Here is an 18,016-nt window from a genome sequence, read left to right on the forward strand (position 1 = left end):
CCGCCCAGGACCGCATCGCCGTCCACCAGCAGTCCGACGACGACGCCCTCTACATCTACCGGCGCCGGGTCCGGATGCAACGGCTCCTCGTCGCGGACGAGGGTCCACAGGACCGGGTCGTCCCGGTCTATGGGGCCGGCGGGGAAGAGTTCCAGGGAGTAGACCTTCTGGCTTCGGCCGAACTTGCTCCAGTACAGGCCGACTCCGGCGAGGCTCTGCCAGGGGATGACGTTCCGAAGCTTTCCGTTGTCGACCCACAGGCCCGTGGGGTCGACCAGGATTCGGGCGCGGCGGTTCGCCCAGTTGGCGATGAAGAGGAACACGCCGAGCGCACCGAGCAGCAGCATGAACACGAGGCCCGCGAACCCTGCCGGGTTGGACTCCCCCTTCTGGTTCCCGGTAGCAACCAGGACCGCGCCCAAGGCGCCCACGGCGCCCATCGCGATGAGCAGGACGGAGCAGGGGAGCCCGGTCATGGCGCCGCGACGGCCGGTACGAATGACCATGGCGTCCGGGGCGGGGGAGGGCGTGTGCGAAGGCAACATGGTGCGTGAGCTTAGCGAATTGACCTAGGCTGCCTCCCCATGACGACGCACGGCCGGGAACTCGGCGGGGAACAGCTACAGACGCAGGTCCGAGGCGGCGAGGGCGAGCCGGTCCCGCCCGGCGTGGACGAGATCCGGGCGAGTTTCCAGAGGCAATCGGATCCGGGGTTCGCGAGACAGCGGTCGCAGCAGGCGCGGAGCGCTCGCGGCGGGCTCATGGGCGCCGGGGCGTTGGTGGCACTGGTCTGCCTCATCGTGATCGTGGGGCAGCTCAAAAGCGGTAGGCAGGCCGGTGTGGGGACCGTGGTGTACGGCCTGAGTCTGGCTTTTGCCGGTCTCAGCGTGGAGTTGGCGCGACGCGCCCGCACCCGCTGGGCCATGATGGCGATCATTCTCGCGGCGGCGGGCGCGTCGCTGGCGGATGCGCTGCCCTGACTCTCCCGAGTTCTGGTCAGCGAGCCGCAGGTCTGATCAGACCTTGGTGAAGCACAACGTGTAGTCGAAGCCCCGGCTGTTGCGGTACTGGATGCCGTAGTCGTACTTCGACGAGCATTCCTGGTCCTGGCCGGGTAGCAGGGCACCCGTCTTGTACTCGGCCTCGGGCGAGCCACAGTCGACGACCGTCGGCAGCGGCTCGCCCTGCGGGTCCGCGACCTTGACGCAGTCGCCGATCTCGGGGTCGTGCGTCTTGGCCTCCTCGGCAGCCGCGGACGCCGAAGCCTCCGCCTTCGCCTTGCCGCCGGTGGGGCTGGTGTTGTAGTCCCAGACCCAGTAGCCAAGTGCGCCGAGCACCGCGATGACGATGACGGCGGACTTCAGCACCCGCAACAGACCTCCCGGCTGCGGTCCCTGCGGTCGCTGCGGCCCGCCGGGAGGCTGCGGCTGCTGCGGATATCCGTACGGAGCCTGAGGCTGCTGAGGTTGCTGCGGGTATCCGTACGGCTGCTGCGGCTGCCCGTACGGTGGTTGGTTCTGGTACTGCGGTGGAGGCGTGGACATGCCTGAGAAACCCCGTGGTTGGCTGAACGGCTGGAGATCAACGGAAAAGTTGACAGGCGCACGCTACCCTCCGGAGCCAGCCGGGTCCCCGCCGGGGGCGGGCCGTGCGGGAACCGGTCAGAAGAAGTAGAACCCGTCAGAAGAGGCAGACCCGTCAGCAGAAGCAGACCCGTCAGCAGAAGCAGAACCGTCAGCAGAAGCAGTACCGGTCAGAAGAAGTAACTGACCAGGAACGACACCGCGGCGCCGACGAGCCCCACCCCGATCGTCCCGATCACGACCGACCGCGTCACTCCCCGCCCCGCCGCCTCCCATGCCGCGTCGAACGAGATACGGCTCCGGCCGAACGGCGCGAACCCCGTCGCGAGGCAGAACACACCGAGGCCTGTGAGGACCCAGCCACCGAAGAAGGCACCGAACCAGCGCCATGCCCGGTCCATGCCGGTCTGTACGTACTCAGCATCCATCGCGCCCTCCGCCGTCGGCGGATCGGTCTGCTGCACCGCCAACTCGGCGCCCCGCGCATACCGTTGCCTTACCTGCACCGCAGCGCCGGTGTCCGTGCTCTTGCCGTCCTCGGAGACGAAGGTGCCCTCGCAGCGGACGGGCCGGCGGTTCTTACGGCTGCTGCGGGAGGCGCTGCTCGGGTAGCTCACCTCGCACTGCTGCACCGTCAGCGTGCCGCGCGTGCCCGCCCATCCCGCCGCGTACGCCCCCTCGTACGCACCGAATCCGCTCACGGTCAGCCCCGCGATCAGAAAGACCAGGCCGCCCGCACGCCCCAAGCGCCCGAAGGCTCCACCGACGAGGCGGGTGAGGGAACGGTCGATGCCTGTGCCGCGTCCTGTGCCTTGCGTCCGAGCCATGACGATGCGGTCCCTCTCCTTGGTGCTTGCCTCGGTCCTTGCCTCGGTCCTTGCCTCGGTCCATCTCCGCGGTCCTTCACGACTTCGCCCAGAGGGCCCCAGCATGGCACCCGTGTGTGACGGGAGATACTTCAGGTGTCGAGAGTCGAGGAGAAGCGAATGACCAGGAAACCCGAGAACTCACCCAACCCGCACGACTCTTCGCAGGAACGCGGTGTGCTCGACGAGGCACTCGAACCGGACCAGATCCGTTCCCTGAACTCCGCCCTGCGCAAGCTGTCCGAAACCGAAGGCGCCGGCAAGGAGATGCAGGAGGCGGCCAAGAAGCTGCTCTCCGGCCGCCTTGCCCTGCGCGACGCCCTGGACGACCCCGCGGTGTCACGCGCCCTGGGCGGAGGCATGGCGTCCCTGCGCGGTCAGTGGGAGGCACTGTCGGACGAAGAACGCGATCAGGTTAGGCACGGCGAGAAGCTGGCCGGCGGTGGCCCTTCCTCCGGATCCTCCGAGCCGAAGCGGTCGGAGGACGAGAACTCGCAGTCCGGGAGGAAGAACCAGGGGCGGCACAGCGGCGGGTTCTCGCTGTACTGATCACGCGTACGACCTTCGTGTCGTGACCTCCGCGTCGTGACGTTCGTGTCGTGACCTTCGTGTCGTGACCTTCGTGTCATGACGGGCGGGTCATGACGTTCGTGTCCCTGACGGGCGGGTCATGCCTGACGCTGCCTCCGGTACAGCGCGATGGCCGCCTCCGTCGGGAAGTTGGGGACGGTGACGGTCTCGCCGGTGTCCTTGGCGACCACGATCTTGCTGCCGCCGGGCGGAGCCGGCTGAGGCCGCCCGGCGGCGTCCGTGACCGGCGGGAACACCGCGTACACCAGGTATCCGATGTCGAACTCCGCCACGCGCAGCTCGGCCGGAGTGCCATCCGGCAGCTTGGGCTGCGCATAGCGGTTGCGCACGATGGCGAGGGCCTGCTCGGAGGTGGTGGGCGGTGCCGGGTGGTCCGACGTCACGGGTCGCTCTTCCAGTCGTCTCGGTTGCCTCGGTGGGGCTCTGCCAAGAGGGCCGGGCGGCGGCCGGTCAGAACAACCCGTGCCACATCTGCTCGACGATCAGCGACCACCAGGTGTCCGCGTTGCCCAGCGCGGACGCGTCCACGGCCGCCAACTGCTCCTGCAGCGCGGCCACTTCCGCACCGGCCGCGATCGGGTCCAGGCCCTGCAGCCGCTGCCGTGCGGCGGCGAGCAGGCTCAGGGAGCGCGCGAAGGCGGCGGCCGAGACGTTGACGTAGCGGGCGGTCGCGGTCACCGGGTCCACGGCCCACAGCGCGCCGAGGCCGTCCGGCTGTCCCGTCCCCGGCCTGCACTGCACCGCGATGACCGCGACACCGTCGAAGCCGATCCGGACCAGGTACGACAGGGCGCCGATCTTCTCCTCGCCGGCCGGGCTGCGGCGCTCGCGCAGATTCGTGGCGACGTCGGTGAACAGGCCGCCGGCGGGAGGCGCGTCGGGCCGGTCGGCGGTGAAGAAGAGCGGGAGGTCGGCCGGGAGCCCTGCCCAGGTGAGTGTCGCCTTGGTGGCCTCGGGCAGCGGGACGTCGGCGAGGTCGTCGGCGTCGTAACGACGTACGCCGTGCTGGCCGAAAACCTCGACGAGATGGTGCCCCAGGGCCACGTCACGCATCGGCTCCGCGGGCGTCACCTGGACGGGAACCGGCAGGCGGTGCGGGCGGGGCGGCGGCTGCCGGCCGGCGATCCGGTGCATCGTGTCGACCTGCTCGACCAATGCCGCGATGCCCTCCGCACGCGCCTCGGGACGGGACCCGTAGGACTGTGAGCAGGAGAGCTGGGCGTTGCGGAAGGTGTTGAGAAGCTCGGCCGTGTAGCCGCCGGGGAGCAGGCTGGGACGCAGGTCGGTGTGGACGGCCACGACGTTGTCGACGGGTACGTTCATCCGCCGCAGGTCCGCCCACGCCTGGTACTCGGCGGGGGGCAGGCCCGGGGCGGACGTGCGGAAGAGGGTGGTCTCCTCGCCGTTCGCCGGGTCCGTGTACGTGAAGACGGCGGTGTTGCCGGGACCGGTGACCGGACGGGTGCCGCCTTCGGACGGGCCCGCGCCCTGTCCCGCGCCGCCGTGCTTCTGCCGGTACATACGGACGACCTCGTCGACCGGCACCGACGGCCAGACGGTCAGCTCGCCGCTGCTGCGGTCCACGACCCCGCACGCGTTGCCGATCTCGGCAGGCGGCCGCCGCTCCCCGGTCTCCGGGTCACGCTCGGGCTCCGCGGGCGCCGCCCACACGACCCAGCCCAGGTCGAACTCCTGCATCCGGACCTCGCGGCGCGGCTCCGTGGAGCCTTCCGGATTGAGCCAACGGTCGGCGATGGCGAGCGCCTGCTCCTGGCTGGTCACGGGGAGGCTCCTTCGAAGGGGTCGGTCGGGGAGGGGAGTGGAAAGAGGGGCGGACCTGCGGTCCAGGCATGCACAAGGCTGTCGTACACGTGCCTACGAGGCTATCCCCGCGCCCGCCCCGCGAATACGGAGGGCCTTCGCCCCGCGCTCGGTGGCAAGGAGGAGGATGCCGTCGGGGGACAGGTCGGCGGCGGTGAAGGGCGCGTCGGAGATCAGCGCGGCCACGACCTCCTGATCCGCCCGCTCCCAGACACGCAGGTAGTCGGCGCCGCGGCTCAGGCCCAGCGGGGCGGCGGCACGTTCCTCCTCCGAGGGGCGAAGAACCTGCTCGGGATCGACGTCGCCGAGGGGATCAGGCCGTACGAGGCCATGGACGAGCACCGCGGCACCGGACTCCTCGCCGGGCGCGCCGGCCGGCCGTGCGCCGGGTGTGCCCGCGGGTACGACCATGACGGCGACCGGGGTGGCAGGTCCGTCGGGGCGGGGCAGACTGCCGACGGTCACGGCGCTGATGCCGGGGACGGGCAGGCTCCACAGGGTCTGCCAGGGCAGTTCCAGGCCGAGTCGCTGGTGAATCGCCTCGGCGTACTCGGGCAGGCCGTCCTCGACGAACGCGGTCTCCAGCAGGGCGGCACGCAGCATGGTCGGCGCCTGGGTGCGGGTCAGCAGGGGTGCCGTACGCAGGTACGTACGGGCCGGTGCGCCCAGTTCCTCAGGGGGTACGGCCTCGATGGCGGCGCGCAGCGGCACCGGGTCGGCGTGGACGAACAGTGCGGGATCCGTGAGGAGTTGGGGGAGCAGTCCGGCTTCCAGTGTGTGGCCGGCGATGTGGTCGCGCACATAGGGGTCGGCCTTGCTCCAGTCCTGCTCCGGCACGGCCTCCAGCAGGGCCATCGCGATCTGGGTCTGAGCGGCGGCGACGTTCGGCAGACCGGCGCGGATCTCGTCACCGATGGCCGGGTGCAGCAGCCGCAGCAGCGTACGCCCGCCCTCCCCCTGCTCGCCCTCTGCCGGGTCCGTGTCCTGTTCCTCCGGCTGCACGAAGGGCCCGGCGAGCAGCAACCCGCCCGCGATGGCCTGGCTCATGTCCTGCCCGGCGACCGCACTCGCCAGCCGCGCCCACAGGTGCACCGGTATGCCGTCGGCCTCGGCCAGGGCAAGCGGTGCCAGCAACAGCCGCAGCGTCTGCGAGTCGGTGCCGAGCCGCCTGGCGTGCAGATCCAGGGCCTCACCGACGGACGTCGGCAGGAACCTCTCGTCGGCCGGGTCGAATCCCTCGGGAGCCATCAGGATGCAGTTGACGGCGAGTTGGACGACCAGCGGACTGGTCCCGGCCCGGCGGCCGATCGCCGCTCCCAGGGCGAGGCGGGCGGCGGGATCCATCGTGAAGGGCAGCTCGGGTGCTCCGAACTCCGGGTTCAGCGCTGCCTGGGCATGCCGTACCAGGCCCTCGGAGTCGGCCCACTCCGGCTCGTCGAGATCGATGATCTGCACGGCGCCGGCCGGCAGACCCTGGGCCAGCTCGGCGGCCAGCGGACGCGGCACCTCGACCAGCAGACGAACCGTCTCCGTGGCGGCCAGGGGGGAGAGCACCTCCCGTACCAGCCGTGCGGGTTCGCCCGCAGTCCGTACCGGACCGGCACGGTCGACGTCCGGTACGACGACGGTCACCGGCTCGCCGAGTGCGGCCAGCTCGGCGTACACGGCCTCGATACTGGTGGCGTTCAGCTCGTAGTGGTCGGCGAGCAGCCACAGGACCTGGGCCGCGGTCAGCCCGTCGGGGGCGGGAACAGCCGGGGCCGGCAGCTCGGGCGGCACCGTCGACGGATCCATCTCGTCCAGTGGCAGCTGCTTGCGGAACTCCGGCTCACACAGCATCAGGAACCCCGTGAGCAGACGCGAACGCCCGCTGCCGGAACCGCCGGTGACCACGATCACGCGCGCAGCGCCGGGTGCGGATCCACGCCATGCGGTAAGGGCGCGCAGTGCGGCGGTCCGGCCGCCTATGAGGGGGTGCGGTGCGTAGTCCTCGGTCGAGCCGGTCATGGGTCCCCGTCCTCCGCCATCGCGGACGCATACTCGTACGACCCTGATCTTAGGCGCCGTGCCGGTCCCACGAGCGAGCGGTCGGCCGAGCGTGAACGCCGCCGACGTACCCCGGAAACCGACCTACTCGGCCGCCACCCCACCATTGTGCGGCGCGGGATCCAGGTCGAACTCGCCGTCCCGCGCCCCGAGTACGAACGCCCGCCACTCCGCCTCGGTGTACCGCAGCACGGTCTCGGGATCGAGGGACGACCGCATGGCCACCGCGCCCTCGGGCAGGTACGCGATCTCGACCCGCTCCTCGTGCTCCTCGGTACCGGGCGCGCACTGCCACTCGACCCCCGAGATGTCGAGGGCGTAGAGCTCGTCCCGCTCCCGCTCCTTGCGCGCCTTGACGTCCTCGGCCTGAGTCTCGACCTGGTTGTCCCGTGCCTCGGTCATGCTGCTGGGCCTCTTCCTGACGTGCGAACGACATACGCGTCTCAGCCTACTGACCTCGGTCGCCCCGCACATGCGCGTCGCGGATCAGAGGTCGTGCGGCCGCAACCTGGCGTGCGCGACCCCGGACGGCACCTCGACCTGCCCGTCGTACTGGGCCGTCGTCTCCTTCCAGATGGCGTCCTGCTCGGCCTCGTTCAGCTCGTGCGCCACGCCCATCTTGGTGAAGGCGACGCCCATCCCGGCGATCCGCTCCGCCAGGCTGCCCATCGAGTCGTACATGCCGTCGCGCAGGCCCTCGTAGACGACTCCGAACTTCTCGCCGATGTCGTCGTCACCCCACGGCGGGGTGTCACCCTTTTCGAGGCCGGTCAGTTCGGTCTTCAGTTTGGTCACGGCCTTGGCGAACTCCACTCCCACGCTGAACATGTGGAAGCCCTCGGTCTTGAGGACCTTGGGATCGGAATCCATGTAGTCCGACGGCACAACTGCCCCCCGTGGCTCGTCTTCTCTGTCGCAACGCCACTTTAGCGCCGGCCTCTGACACGGCCCACACCCCACGGGCAACGGGAAGGGGCGGCACCCACCCGGGTACCGCCCCTCGTAGCTCGACCGGCCGTCACTCAGAACCGGTTCGGCAGCCACCCCGTCTGAATCAACTGCCCACCGCGCCGGCGCGTGTGGAAGTACCCACGCCCCGGCGGCAGCTGCGTCGCCGTGATGTTGCCGAGCAGCTGCCCCTCCGACCGGTCGCCGGAGAGCACGACGCCCTGGGCGCCCAGCTCACGCATGCGCTGCATCACCGGCTCGTACAGCGACCGGCTCGCACCGCCCGAGGCACGCGCGATGATGACGCGCAGACCGACGTCACGGGCGAACGGCAGGTACTCCAGGAGCGGGGCCAGCGGGTTCACGCCGGTCGCGACCAGGTCGTAGTCGTCGACGATGACGAACGCGTCCGGGCTGTTGTACCAACTGCGGTTGCGCAGCTGCTCGGGCGTGACGTCCGGGCCGGGCATCCGGCGGTGCATCGAGCCGGCCAGGCCCTCCAGCGTCTCCGTGAGGGCCGGCGCCGAGGCGCAGTACCGCGACAGATGCGAGTCGGGCACTCCCTCCAGGTGGGCGCGCCGGTAGTCACCCATGACGATCTTCGCCTGGTCCGGCGTGTAGCGCTCGGTGATCTGCTTGACGAGCATCCTGAGCAGTGCGGACTTACCGGACTCGCTCTCACCGAACGCGATGAAGAGCGGGTCGGTCTCGAAGTCGACGAAGACCGGCGACAGCGACGACTCGTCGATACCGATGGCGACACCGCGGTCCGGGTGCTCGAAGCCCTTGGGCAGCCGGTCGGCCGGCATCATCGTGGGCAGCAGACGGACGGCCGGGGCCTGCTGGCCCTGCCAGTTTTCGTTGATGCCGCCGACGAGGATCGACGTCGCCTCGGACAGGTCCTCCGTCTCCGAGGAGCCGTCGACCCGCGGCAGCGCCGTCATGAAGTGCAGCTTGTCCTGGGTCAGACCACGGCCCGGCACGGTGGCGGGGACGTTCTGCGCGACCTTGCGGTCGATCTCCGACTCCGTCGGGTCACCGAGGCGCAGCTCGATGCGGTTCTGGAGCATGTCCTTGAGCGCGGGCCGCACCTCGGTGTAGCGGCTCGCCGACAGGATCACGTGCACACCGAAGCCGAGACCGCGGGTCGCGATCTCCGTGACGGTCGCCTCCAGCATCTCGTAGTCGGTCTTGAACGTGGCCCAGCCGTCGATGACGAGGAAGACGTCACCCCAGATCTGGTCCGGCAGCTGACCTGCGGCCCGGCGCTGACGGTAGGTCTGCACCGAGTCGACGTTGTTCGTGCGGAAGTACTCCTCACGCGCGTTCAGGATGCCCTCGACCTCGCTGACCGTACGGCGCACCTTCTCGGCGTCGAGACGGTTGGCGACACCGCCGACGTGCGCCAGCTCCTCCATCGAGATCAGCGAGCCACCGCCGAAGTCCAGGCAGTAGAACTGCACTTCGGACGGCGTGTGGGTGAGCGCGAACGACGAGATGAGCGTCCGCAGCAGCGTCGACTTGCCGGACTGCGGACCACCGACGAACAGGCCGTGACCGGCGCCGCCCGCGAAGTCCCGGTACAGCACGTCACGCCGCTGCTCGAACGGCTTGTCCACCAGGCCGACCGGCACGTTGAGCCGGCCGAGCGCGGTGTAGTCCGGCGCGGTCAGGCCTCGCTCCGGGGTGACGGCGAGCTGCGGGAGCAGCTGCTCCAGCGACGGCGCCTCCTCCAGCGGGGGCAGCCACACCTGGTGGGCGGGCGGTCCCTGGTTGATCATCCGGCTGACCAGCACGTCCAGGACGGTGTCGGCGAGCGCGTCGTCCACCCGGTTGTCGGGCTCCGGCTCCTCGATCACCGGCTGCGGGGGCAGCGCCACGTGCTCCGCCGAGAACAGCGCGGGACGCAGCTGCGTCGAGCGGTGCACCCGGGACGGGCCTTCGCCGTGGTACGCGCCCGACACGTACGCCGCCTTGAAGCGGACCATGGTGTCGGTGTCGTACCGCAGATACCCGGAACCGGGGATCGACGGCAGGTGGTAGGCGTCCGGGACACCGATCGCCGTACGGGACTCGGCGGCGGAGAAGGTCCGCAGACCGATCCGGTACGACAGGTAGGTGTCCAGGCCGCGCAGCTTGCCCTCTTCCAGGCGCTGCGAGGCCAGCAGCAGGTGGACACCCAGCGAACGGCCGATACGACCGATCTGGATGAACATGTCGATGAAGTCCGGCTTGGCCGTGAGGAGCTCGGAGAACTCGTCGAGCACGATCACCAGCGAGGCCATCGGCTCCAGCGCGGCACCGGCGGCACGGGCCTTCTCGTAGTCGTGCAGGTTGGCGTAGTTGCCCGCCGAGCGCAGCAGCTCCTGGCGGCGCTGCGTCTCACCCATGATCGAGTCGCGCATGCGGTCGACGAGGGTGAGGTCGTCCGCGAGGTTGGTGATCACGGCCGCGGTGTGCGGCATGTCCGCCATACCGGCGAAGGTCGCACCACCCTTGAAGTCCGCGAGGATGAAGTTCAGCGTCTCCGAGGAGTGCGTCACCGCGAGCCCGAGCACCAGCGTGCGCAGCACCTCGGACTTGCCGGAACCGGTGGCACCGACGCACAGGCCGTGCGGGCCCATGCCCTCCTGCGAGGCCTCCTTGAGGTCCAGCATGACCGGCTCGCCGTTCTCGCCGACACCGATCGGCACGCGCAGCCGCTCGTGCAGCGTGCGCGGACGCCAGGTGCGGGAGACATCGACCGTGCCCGCGTCGCCGATGCCCATGAGGTCCGTGAAGTCCAGGTTGGACAGGAGGGGTTCGCCCTCCTCGGCGGAGCCGACCCGGAAGGGGGCCAGCTGCCGCGACAGGGACTCGGCCTGCGCCGGGTTGAGCAGGTCGGGCTTGCCGTTGTAGGCGGACTCGTGGCCGACGAACAGCCGCATCCGCTCCGGCTTCACATAGACCGTCAGACCGGCGCGCAGCTCCTCCTCCAGCTCGCCCGGGGCGATCTCCAGGAAGGTGACGCCCTGCAGGCCCTCGCTGCTGGCGAGTTCGGAGTCCGGCGGGACGGTGCCGCCGTCGAGCACCACGATCAGGTGCGGCTGGTCGTAGACGGGATTGGCCTCACGGTTCCAGCGGGGCCGGTCGTCCAGCTGGTCCGCGAGCGCCTCCTCCAGCTCACCGAGGTCGTCGAAGAGGAGCCGGGACGAGCCCGCTCCGTCCTTGGCCTTCGGGTGCTGGCAGTGCGGCAGCCACTTGATCCAGTCCCAGTCCGCCGCCGCGGAGGGGTGCGCCACGACCGCGATCATCATGTCCTCGGGCGAGTGCAGCGTCGCCAGCTGGGACAGGGTCGAGCGGGCGTTGCCGTAGACGGTGTCCGTCTCGCCGCAGATCGTGACGTGGTAGAAGGCGCGCAGCGAGATGGCGACCGGGAGGTCGGACAGGCTGCCGTGCGCGTCGAGGAAGGCCTTCATGGCCGCCGCGGTCAGCGGCTCCAGCTCCTCCTTGGGAGCCGTCTCCGGTGCGACCAGCGGGGTGTTCAGCTGCTGCACACCGCGGCCGATCCGCACGGACGCGAAGTCCGCGTCCGTCGGACGCCGCTCCCAGAGCCGCTTGCCGTCGGCGGCGACCGCCCACAGCTGTTCCGGGTCGGGATGCTGGAAGAGCTGGCTCTGCCGCTGCAGTTCCGCGGTCTTGTGCACGTCCTTGCGGACCTGCTCCAGGTAGCGGAAGTAGTCACGCCGGTCCTGGGCCATCCCCGCGCCGCCGCCCTGCCGGGACTTGGCGAACTGGGCGATGGCCATGGCCAGCGTCGAGGCCAGCATCAGCCCGCCGACCACCCTCATGTAGGAGGGCAGGTTGGGCATGAAGAAGAAACCGACGGAACCCAGCATGCCCATCATGGGCAGCAGGTTCATGAGCATGCTCTCGTCGCCCTCGCGAGGGATCTCGGGAGGCGTCTCCAGTTTGACCTCGCCGTCCGGGACGGCCGGTGGCACTATCCGCGGTGGCCGTTTGATGATGACGACGCTCACCGATGCACTCATCCTTCGCGATTGATACGTGATACGTCCTGGCACCGACGCCCCCGTTGTACCGCGACGTGTTCTCGTTCGCGTAGGCGTCGTTCGCGTAGAGGTCGATCCTACTGATGCGCCGGGTGCCCGATGGAGGGAGGCGGATGGAGATGCGGCGCAGGTCCTGGGAGGAATGCGGGAGGTAGGTCCTGTACCGGGTACGCCAGCGGATAAGGTGGCGACCCGCGCCGTAGGAGCGGTGCGAAGATGCCTTGTCTAGCAGGGGGAACACCAGGTGAGCACGGGGACTTCGACAGGTTTCTGCCGAATCACCATCGCAGCGCCGGACAGTCGCGTGGATGTGGCGCTGCCGGAGGACCTGCCGGTCCAGGACCTCTTTCCCGAGATCATCAGGCTCTCGGGCCTGGTCCAGTCGGACAACAGTCCCGCCGGATACCACCTCGTGACCCGCGAGGGCCAAGTACTCGACGCGAGCCGTTCGTTGCTGGAGCACCGCGTCAGAGACGGTGAGGTGCTGCTGCTGCGGACCTTCGCCGACTCGCTGCCGCCGGCCGTGCACGACGACGTGGTCGACGCCATCGCCGCCGCGGTCAAGCAGGACACCCGCAGCTGGAACGACAACCTCATGCGGGTCGCCGGCCTGGTCGCGGGGTCGTTGCTGCTGGTCATGCTCGGCTTCGTCTTCTGGTTCGCGGATCCGGTACGGCACGACATGCACGGCCTACAGGGCATCATGGCCGGCGTGACCGCGCTCGCCCTGATGTCGCTCGCCGGCGTGCGGGCCCGGGTGTACGAGGACCGCGCCTCCGCCGTCGCGCTCGGCATCTCCGCGCTGCCGCACGCGCTGATCGCGGGCTCCGGCGCCATTCCCCAGGACGCGGGCGAGGGCCCCGGACGGATCCAGTTCCTCGTCGGCTGTGTCGCCGTACTGCTCTGCTCCGTCGTACTGATCATGCTGCTGCCGCAGGGCGACGCCCCGTTCGTGGCCGCCGCGCTGGCCTCCGCGATCGGCACCCTCGCGGTGTTCTGCGGGGTGCTCACCGAGGCGGAGCCGCGGGAGATCGCCGCCGGTACCTCGGTCGTGGCCCTGGCGGTCGTCGGCTTCCTGCCCGGCTGGTCGTCCCGCTTCGCCAAGCTGCCGATCGGCTTCCGCAACCCCGAGGACCTGGCCCGGGCCCGCCGCGACGGTCGCGAGGGCGACCTGGAGGCCGTCGACGTCCAGCGCATCGTCGCCCAGACCAGCCGGGGCCACGAGCTGCTGCTCGGCCTGGTCGGCGGCTGCGCCGCGGTGATCATCGGCGCGGGCGGCGCGGTGCTCGGCTTCAGCGACAACGGCTGGGCCCAGCTGCTGGCCCTGTGCACCGGCCTCGCCGCGATGCTGCGGGCCCGCCTGTTCCGCTACACCGCGCAGGTCACCTGCCTCTTCGTGGCCGGTGTCATCACGCTCGCCCTGCTGGTCCTCGGCCTCGCGATCTCGCCGCCGGCCGACATCATCATGGAGATGCTCCAGGGCAACTCCGGCCCGGTCGACGTACGCACCCTGTGGCTCGGTGCCTCCGTCGGGGTCGGCGTGCTGCTGCTGATCGCGATCGCCCTGATCGTGCCGCAGAAGGGCCTGTCCCCCTTCTGGGGCCGCATGCTGGACCTTGCCGACTCGCTGGTCCTGCTCTCCCTGGTCCCGATCTGCCTGGCCGTCCTCGACGTCTACGCCAAGGTCCGCGGCGGCATCTGACCCGGGCGGTGCCCGGCGCACCGCCTGTCAAGAGCGTGCCTGCGTGCTGGTACGCTGTGTGACGGCCGTTTGTGTACGCACCCCCGGGTCCACCTGGGGGACGCGCCCAGCGGATCCCCGCCTCCCGAGTTACGGAAGCTCCCCTGAGAAGTGGACCAGGGGCACTCGGTGGCAATCAGAGACTACGAGGAGTACACGTGTCGCTCGACACCGCCACGAAGAAGCAGATCATCGCCGAGTTCGGTACCAAGGAGGGCGACACCGGCTCCCCCGAGGTCCAGGTCGCCATGCTCTCGCGTCGCATCTCGGACCTGACCGAGCACCTCAAGACCCACAAGCACGACCACCACTCCCGTCGTGGTCTGCTGATCCTCGTCGGTCAGCGCCGCCGTCTTCTCCAGTACCTGGCGAAGAAGGACATCCAGCGCTTCCGTGCGCTGGTCGACCGCCTCGGCATCCGCCGCGGTGCGGCGGGCGCGAAGTAAGACGCCATGAGGGGAGCGGTTCCCGGAAGGATCGGGAGCCGCTCCCTTTGCCGTACGTACGGAAACGTGCGGAGTGTCACTGACGCTTTGTAGTGTGGTAGCACAACGCAACAACACGAGGAGAAGTGCACCTCGCCGCCGCCGGTCCTCGGTAGTGGCCCCCGGGCGATGCGAACCCGGGTGCTTCGATCGAAGACCGGCCCGCACCAGATGGAGCAGCTTCTCCGCTCACGTCCCCCCGCCACACGGGCGGATCGGGACAAAAGACGCAACGCAGACGAAAAGTAACGGAGAAAACGCTAGTGGAGAACGAGACCCACTACGCCGAGGCCGTCATCGACAACGGCTCCTTCGGCACCCGCACCATCCGCTTCGAGACGGGCCGCCTGGCCAAGCAGGCCGCCGGCTCCGCCGTGGCGTACCTGGACGACGACACCATGGTGCTGTCGGCCACCACCGCCTCCAAGAACCCCAAGGACCAGCTCGACTTCTTCCCCCTGACGGTGGACGTCGAGGAGCGGATGTACGCCGCCGGCAAGATCCCCGGCAGCTTCTTCCGCCGTGAGGGCCGCCCCTCCGAGGACGCGATCCTCACCTGCCGCCTCATCGACCGCCCGCTGCGCCCGTCCTTCAAGAAGGGCCTGCGCAACGAGATCCAGGTCGTCGCCACGATCATGGCGCTCAACCCCGACCACCTGTACGACGTCGTGGCGATCAACGCCGCCTCCGCGTCCACGCAGCTGGCCGGTCTGCCCTTCTCCGGCCCGATCGGCGGCGTCCGCGTCGCGCTGATCCGCGGCCAGTGGGTGGCCTTCCCGACGCACACCGAGCTCGAGGACGCCGTCTTCGACATGGTCGTCGCGGGCCGCACCCTGGAGGACGGCGACGTCGCGATCATGATGGTCGAGGCCGAGGCCACCGAGGGGACCATCAAGCTGGTCCAGGGTGGCGCCGAGGCCCCGACCGAGGAGGTCGTCGCCGCCGGTCTGGACGCCGCGAAGCCCTTCATCAAGGTGCTCTGCAAGGCTCAGGCCGACCTCGCCGCGAAGGCCGCCAAGCCGACCGGCGAGTTCCCGATCTTCCTGGACTACCAGGACGACGTCCTCGAGGCCCTGACCGCCGCCGTCCGCCCGGAGCTCGCCTCCGCGCTGACCATCGCCGGCAAGCAGGAGCGCGAGTCCGAGCTGGACCGCGTCAAGGCGCTCGCCGCCGAGAAGCTCCTGCCGGAGTTCGAGGGCCGCGAGAAGGAGATCTCCGCCGCGTACCGCTCGCTCACCAAGCAGCTGGTCCGCGAGCGCGTGATCAAGGAGAAGAAGCGCATCGACGGCCGTGGCGTGACGGACATCCGTACGCTCGCCGCCGAGGTCGAGGCCATCCCGCGCGTGCACGGTTCGGCGGTGTTCGAGCGTGGCGAGACCCAGATCCTGGGCGTCACCACCCTCAACATGCTCCGTATGGAGCAGCAGCTGGACACCCTCTCGCCGGTGACCCGCAAGCGCTACATGCACAACTACAACTTCCCGCCGTACTCCACCGGCGAGACCGGCCGCGTCGGCTCCCCGAAGCGCCGCGAGATCGGCCACGGCGCCCTCGCCGAGCGCGCCCTCGTGCCGGTCCTGCCGACGCGCGAGGAGTTCCCCTACGCGATCCGCCAGGTCTCCGAGGCGCTGAGCTCCAACGGCTCGACGTCCATGGGCTCGGTCTGCGCCTCCACCATGTCGCTGCTGAACGCCGGTGTGCCGCTGAAGGCCCCCGTCGCCGGTATCGCCATGGGCCTGATCTCCCAGGAGATCGAGGGCGAGACGCACTACGTCACCCTCACCGACATCCTCGGTGCGGAGGACGCCTTCGGCGACATGGACTTCAAGGTCGCCGGCACCAAGGAGTTCGTGACCGCCCTCCAGCTCGACACCAAGCTGGACGGCATCCCGGCCTCCGTCCTGGGCGCCGCCCTCAAGCAGGCCCGTGACGCCCGCCTCCACATCCTCGACGTGATGATGGAAGCGATCGACACGCCGGACGAGATGTCCCCCAACGCCCCGCGGATCATCACCGTCAAGATCCCCGTGGACAAGATCGGCGAGGTCATCGGCCCCAAGGGCAAGATGATCAACCAGATCCAGGAGGACACCGGCGCCGACATCACGATCGAGGACGACGGCACGATCTACATCGGCGCGGTCGACGGCCCCTCCGCCGAGGCCGCCCGCACCACGATCAACGGCATCGCCAACCCGACGATGCCCGAGGTCGGCGAGCGCTACCTGGGCACGGTCGTGAAGACGACCACCTTCGGCGCGTTCGTGTCGCTGCTCCCCGGCAAGGACGGTCTGCTGCACATCTCGCAGATCCGCAAGCTGGCCGGCGGCAAGCGCGTGGAGAACGTCGAGGACGTGCTCGGCGTGGGCGCCAAGGTCCAGGTCGAGATCGCCGAGATCGACTCCCGCGGCAAGCTCTCGCTCGTCCCGGTCATCGAGGGCGAAGAAGGCTCCGACGAGGACAAGAAGGACGACACCGACCAGTGACGTCGAGTAGCTCCACGGCGACGGCCCGCACCTCTTCGGAGGCGCGGGCCGTCGCCCGTACCCAAACCCTGATCAAGGGCACCAACGGCATCGGCACGGTCCGCAAGACCACCCTCCCGGGCGGCCTGCGCATCGTCACCGAGACCCTGCCCTCGGTCCGCTCGGCGACCTTCGGCATCTGGGCGCACGTCGGCTCCCGCGACGAGACGCCGGCTCTGAACGGCGCCACGCACTACCTGGAGCACCTGCTCTTCAAGGGCACGACCCGCAGGTCGGCACTGGATATCTCCTCCGCCCTCGACGCCGTCGGCGGCGAGATGAACGCGTTCACGGCGAAGGAGTACACGTGCTACTACGCGCGCGTGCTCGACACCGACCTGCCGCTCGCCATCGACGTCGTCTGCGACATGCTCACGGGCTCCCTGATCCTCGAAGAGGACGTGAACGTCGAGCGGGGCGCGATCCTCGAAGAGATCGCCATGACCGAGGACGACCCGGGCGACTGCGTGCACGACCTGTTCGCGCACACGATGTTCGGCGACAACCCCCTCGGCCGCCCGGTCCTCGGCACGGTCGACACGGTCAACGCCCTCACCGCCGACCGCATCCGCCGCTTCTACAAGAAGCACTACGACCCGACGCACCTGGTCGTGGCGGCCGCCGGCAACATCGACCACAACAAGGTCGTACGCCAGGTCCGCGCGGCCTTCGAGAAGGCAGGCGCCTTCAAGAACGGCGACGCCGCGCCCATCGCCCCGCGCGACGGACGCCGCACCCTGCGCACCGCGGGCCGCGTCGAGCTCCTCGGCCGCAAGACCGAGCAGGCACACGTCGTCCTCGGCATGCCAGGCCTCGCCCGCACGGACGAGCGCCGCTGGGCGCTGGGCGTCCTCAACACCGCCCTCGGCGGTGGCATGTCGTCCCGCCTGTTCCAGGAGGTCCGCGAGAAGCGCGGCCTGGCCTACAGCGTGTACTCGTACACCTCAGGCTTCGCCGACTGCGGCCTGTTCGGCGTGTACGCGGGCTGCCGGCCCTCGCAGGTCCACGACGTGCTGAAGATCTGCCGCGACGAACTCGACCAGGTCGCCGAACACGGCCTGTCCGACGACGAGATCGACCGCGCCATCGGCCAGCTCCGCGGCTCCACCGTCCTCGGTCTGGAGGACACCGGTGCGCTGATGAACCGCATCGGCAAGAGTGAGCTGTGCTGGGGCGAGCAGATGTCCGTCGACGACATGCTCGTCCGGATAGCGGCGGTGACCCCGGACGACGTCCGCTCGGTCGCCCGCGACATCCTGGGCCGGCGGCCCTCGCTGTCGGTCATCGGCCCGCTGAAGGACAAGCAGGCGTCCCGGCTGAACGAAGCTGTCGCCTAACAACCGTTTTCGGTAAGGAAG

Annotated in this window: 15 protein-coding genes; 6 read left to right on the forward strand and 9 right to left on the reverse strand. The window is 69.7% G+C overall.

All coding sequences use genetic code 11. The features are described 5' to 3' along the window. A partial coding sequence (locus EAO75_RS45630; protein WP_187284326.1) for a hypothetical protein occupies nt 1-545 on the reverse strand: 545 nt, incomplete at its 3' end. Between the two features lie 39 nt (nt 546-584). Between EAO75_RS45630 and EAO75_RS07125 the strand changes: the two genes are divergently transcribed. Further along, complete coding sequence (locus EAO75_RS07125; RefSeq protein WP_147994097.1) at nt 585-980, forward strand: hypothetical protein; 396 nt, start codon at nt 585-587, stop codon at nt 978-980. A 36-nt stretch (nt 981-1,016) separates the two neighbouring features. Here EAO75_RS07125 and EAO75_RS07130 read toward each other — a convergent pair whose 3' ends face one another. Next, complete coding sequence (locus tag EAO75_RS07130) at nt 1,017-1,544, reverse strand: hypothetical protein (protein ID WP_147994098.1); 528 nt, start codon at nt 1,542-1,544, stop codon at nt 1,017-1,019. 209 nt (nt 1,545-1,753) lie between these two features. Further along, complete coding sequence (locus tag EAO75_RS07135) at nt 1,754-2,410, reverse strand: hypothetical protein (protein WP_147994099.1); 657 nt, start codon at nt 2,408-2,410, stop codon at nt 1,754-1,756. 159 nt (nt 2,411-2,569) lie between these two features. On the opposite strand from EAO75_RS07135, the gene EAO75_RS07140 reads away from it, so the two are divergent. Next, nucleotides 2,570-2,998 carry a hypothetical protein gene (locus tag EAO75_RS07140; protein ID WP_147994100.1) on the forward strand — a complete coding sequence of 143 codons (429 nt, stop codon included), beginning with the start codon at nt 2,570-2,572 and terminating at the stop codon, nt 2,996-2,998. 119 nt (nt 2,999-3,117) lie between these two features. Here the strand turns inward: EAO75_RS07140 and EAO75_RS07145 are convergent, their stop codons facing one another. The 6 genes from EAO75_RS07145 to eccCa all read right to left on the reverse strand — a co-directional run bounded on the left by EAO75_RS07145 (nt 3,118) and on the right by eccCa (nt 11,874). Beyond that, the gene (locus EAO75_RS07145; RefSeq protein WP_261989167.1) at nt 3,118-3,423 is read right to left on the reverse strand and encodes a hypothetical protein; all 306 of its coding nucleotides are present in this window, start codon (nt 3,421-3,423) and stop codon (nt 3,118-3,120) included. A 67-nt stretch (nt 3,424-3,490) separates the two neighbouring features. Beyond that, entirely contained in the window at nt 3,491-4,822 is a 1,332-nt protein-coding gene (locus EAO75_RS07150) for an SUKH-4 family immunity protein (protein WP_147994101.1), read from the reverse strand. A 93-nt stretch (nt 4,823-4,915) separates the two neighbouring features. Beyond that, nucleotides 4,916-6,868, reverse strand: coding sequence for an ATP-binding protein (locus EAO75_RS07155; RefSeq protein WP_147994102.1), 1,953 nt, complete (start codon nt 6,866-6,868; stop codon nt 4,916-4,918). Between the two features lie 123 nt (nt 6,869-6,991). After that, nucleotides 6,992-7,309 (reverse strand): DUF397 domain-containing protein, encoded by a 318-nt coding sequence (locus EAO75_RS07160; protein ID WP_147994103.1) that lies wholly within the window; start codon nt 7,307-7,309, stop codon nt 6,992-6,994. An 84-nt stretch (nt 7,310-7,393) separates the two neighbouring features. Continuing rightward, a complete protein-coding gene (locus tag EAO75_RS07165) occupies nt 7,394-7,777 on the reverse strand; it encodes a hypothetical protein (protein WP_147994104.1) in 384 nt (127 codons plus the stop codon). A 152-nt stretch (nt 7,778-7,929) separates the two neighbouring features. Next, a complete protein-coding gene (eccCa, locus tag EAO75_RS07170) occupies nt 7,930-11,874 on the reverse strand; it encodes a type VII secretion protein EccCa (RefSeq protein ID WP_147994105.1) in 3,945 nt (1,314 codons plus the stop codon). 277 nt (nt 11,875-12,151) lie between these two features. Here eccCa and eccD point away from each other — a divergent pair, with 277 nt between their 5' ends. The 4 genes from eccD to EAO75_RS07190 all read left to right on the forward strand — a co-directional run bounded on the left by eccD (nt 12,152) and on the right by EAO75_RS07190 (nt 17,995). Further along, complete coding sequence (eccD, locus tag EAO75_RS07175) at nt 12,152-13,609, forward strand: type VII secretion integral membrane protein EccD (protein ID WP_147994106.1); 1,458 nt, start codon at nt 12,152-12,154, stop codon at nt 13,607-13,609. Nucleotides 13,610-13,806: 197 nt separating this feature from the next. Continuing rightward, entirely contained in the window at nt 13,807-14,094 is a 288-nt protein-coding gene (rpsO, locus tag EAO75_RS07180) for a 30S ribosomal protein S15 (RefSeq protein ID WP_147994107.1), read from the forward strand. 302 nt (nt 14,095-14,396) lie between these two features. Next, the gene (locus tag EAO75_RS07185) at nt 14,397-16,619 is read left to right on the forward strand and encodes a polyribonucleotide nucleotidyltransferase (RefSeq protein ID WP_147994108.1); all 2,223 of its coding nucleotides are present in this window, start codon (nt 14,397-14,399) and stop codon (nt 16,617-16,619) included. Next, nucleotides 16,616-17,995 (forward strand): M16 family metallopeptidase, encoded by a 1,380-nt coding sequence (locus EAO75_RS07190; RefSeq protein WP_147994109.1) that lies wholly within the window; start codon nt 16,616-16,618, stop codon nt 17,993-17,995. Before EAO75_RS07185 ends, EAO75_RS07190 begins: the two co-directional genes overlap by 4 nt. The last annotated feature ends 21 nt before the right edge of the window (nt 17,996-18,016 follow it).

This window comes from Streptomyces sp. UW30 (genome assembly GCF_008042075.1).
In the GTDB taxonomy this organism is placed as follows: Bacteria; Actinomycetota; Actinomycetes; order Streptomycetales; family Streptomycetaceae; genus Streptomyces.

Excerpts from the sequence above, each read along its gene's own strand:
- EAO75_RS07125 (WP_147994097.1), top strand. The coding sequence starts at position 585 with ATGACGACGCACGGCCGGGAACTCGGCGGGGAACAGCTACAGACGCAG.
- EAO75_RS07130 (WP_147994098.1), bottom strand. The coding sequence starts at position 1,544 with ATGTCCACGCCTCCACCGCAGTACCAGAACCAACCACCGTACGGGCAG.
- EAO75_RS07135 (WP_147994099.1), bottom strand. The coding sequence starts at position 2,410 with ATGGCTCGGACGCAAGGCACAGGACGCGGCACAGGCATCGACCGTTCC.
- EAO75_RS07140 (WP_147994100.1), top strand. The coding sequence starts at position 2,570 with ATGACCAGGAAACCCGAGAACTCACCCAACCCGCACGACTCTTCGCAG.
- EAO75_RS07155 (WP_147994102.1), bottom strand. The coding sequence starts at position 6,868 with ATGACCGGCTCGACCGAGGACTACGCACCGCACCCCCTCATAGGCGGC.
- EAO75_RS07160 (WP_147994103.1), bottom strand. The coding sequence starts at position 7,309 with ATGACCGAGGCACGGGACAACCAGGTCGAGACTCAGGCCGAGGACGTC.
- EAO75_RS07165 (WP_147994104.1), bottom strand. The coding sequence starts at position 7,777 with ATGGATTCCGATCCCAAGGTCCTCAAGACCGAGGGCTTCCACATGTTC.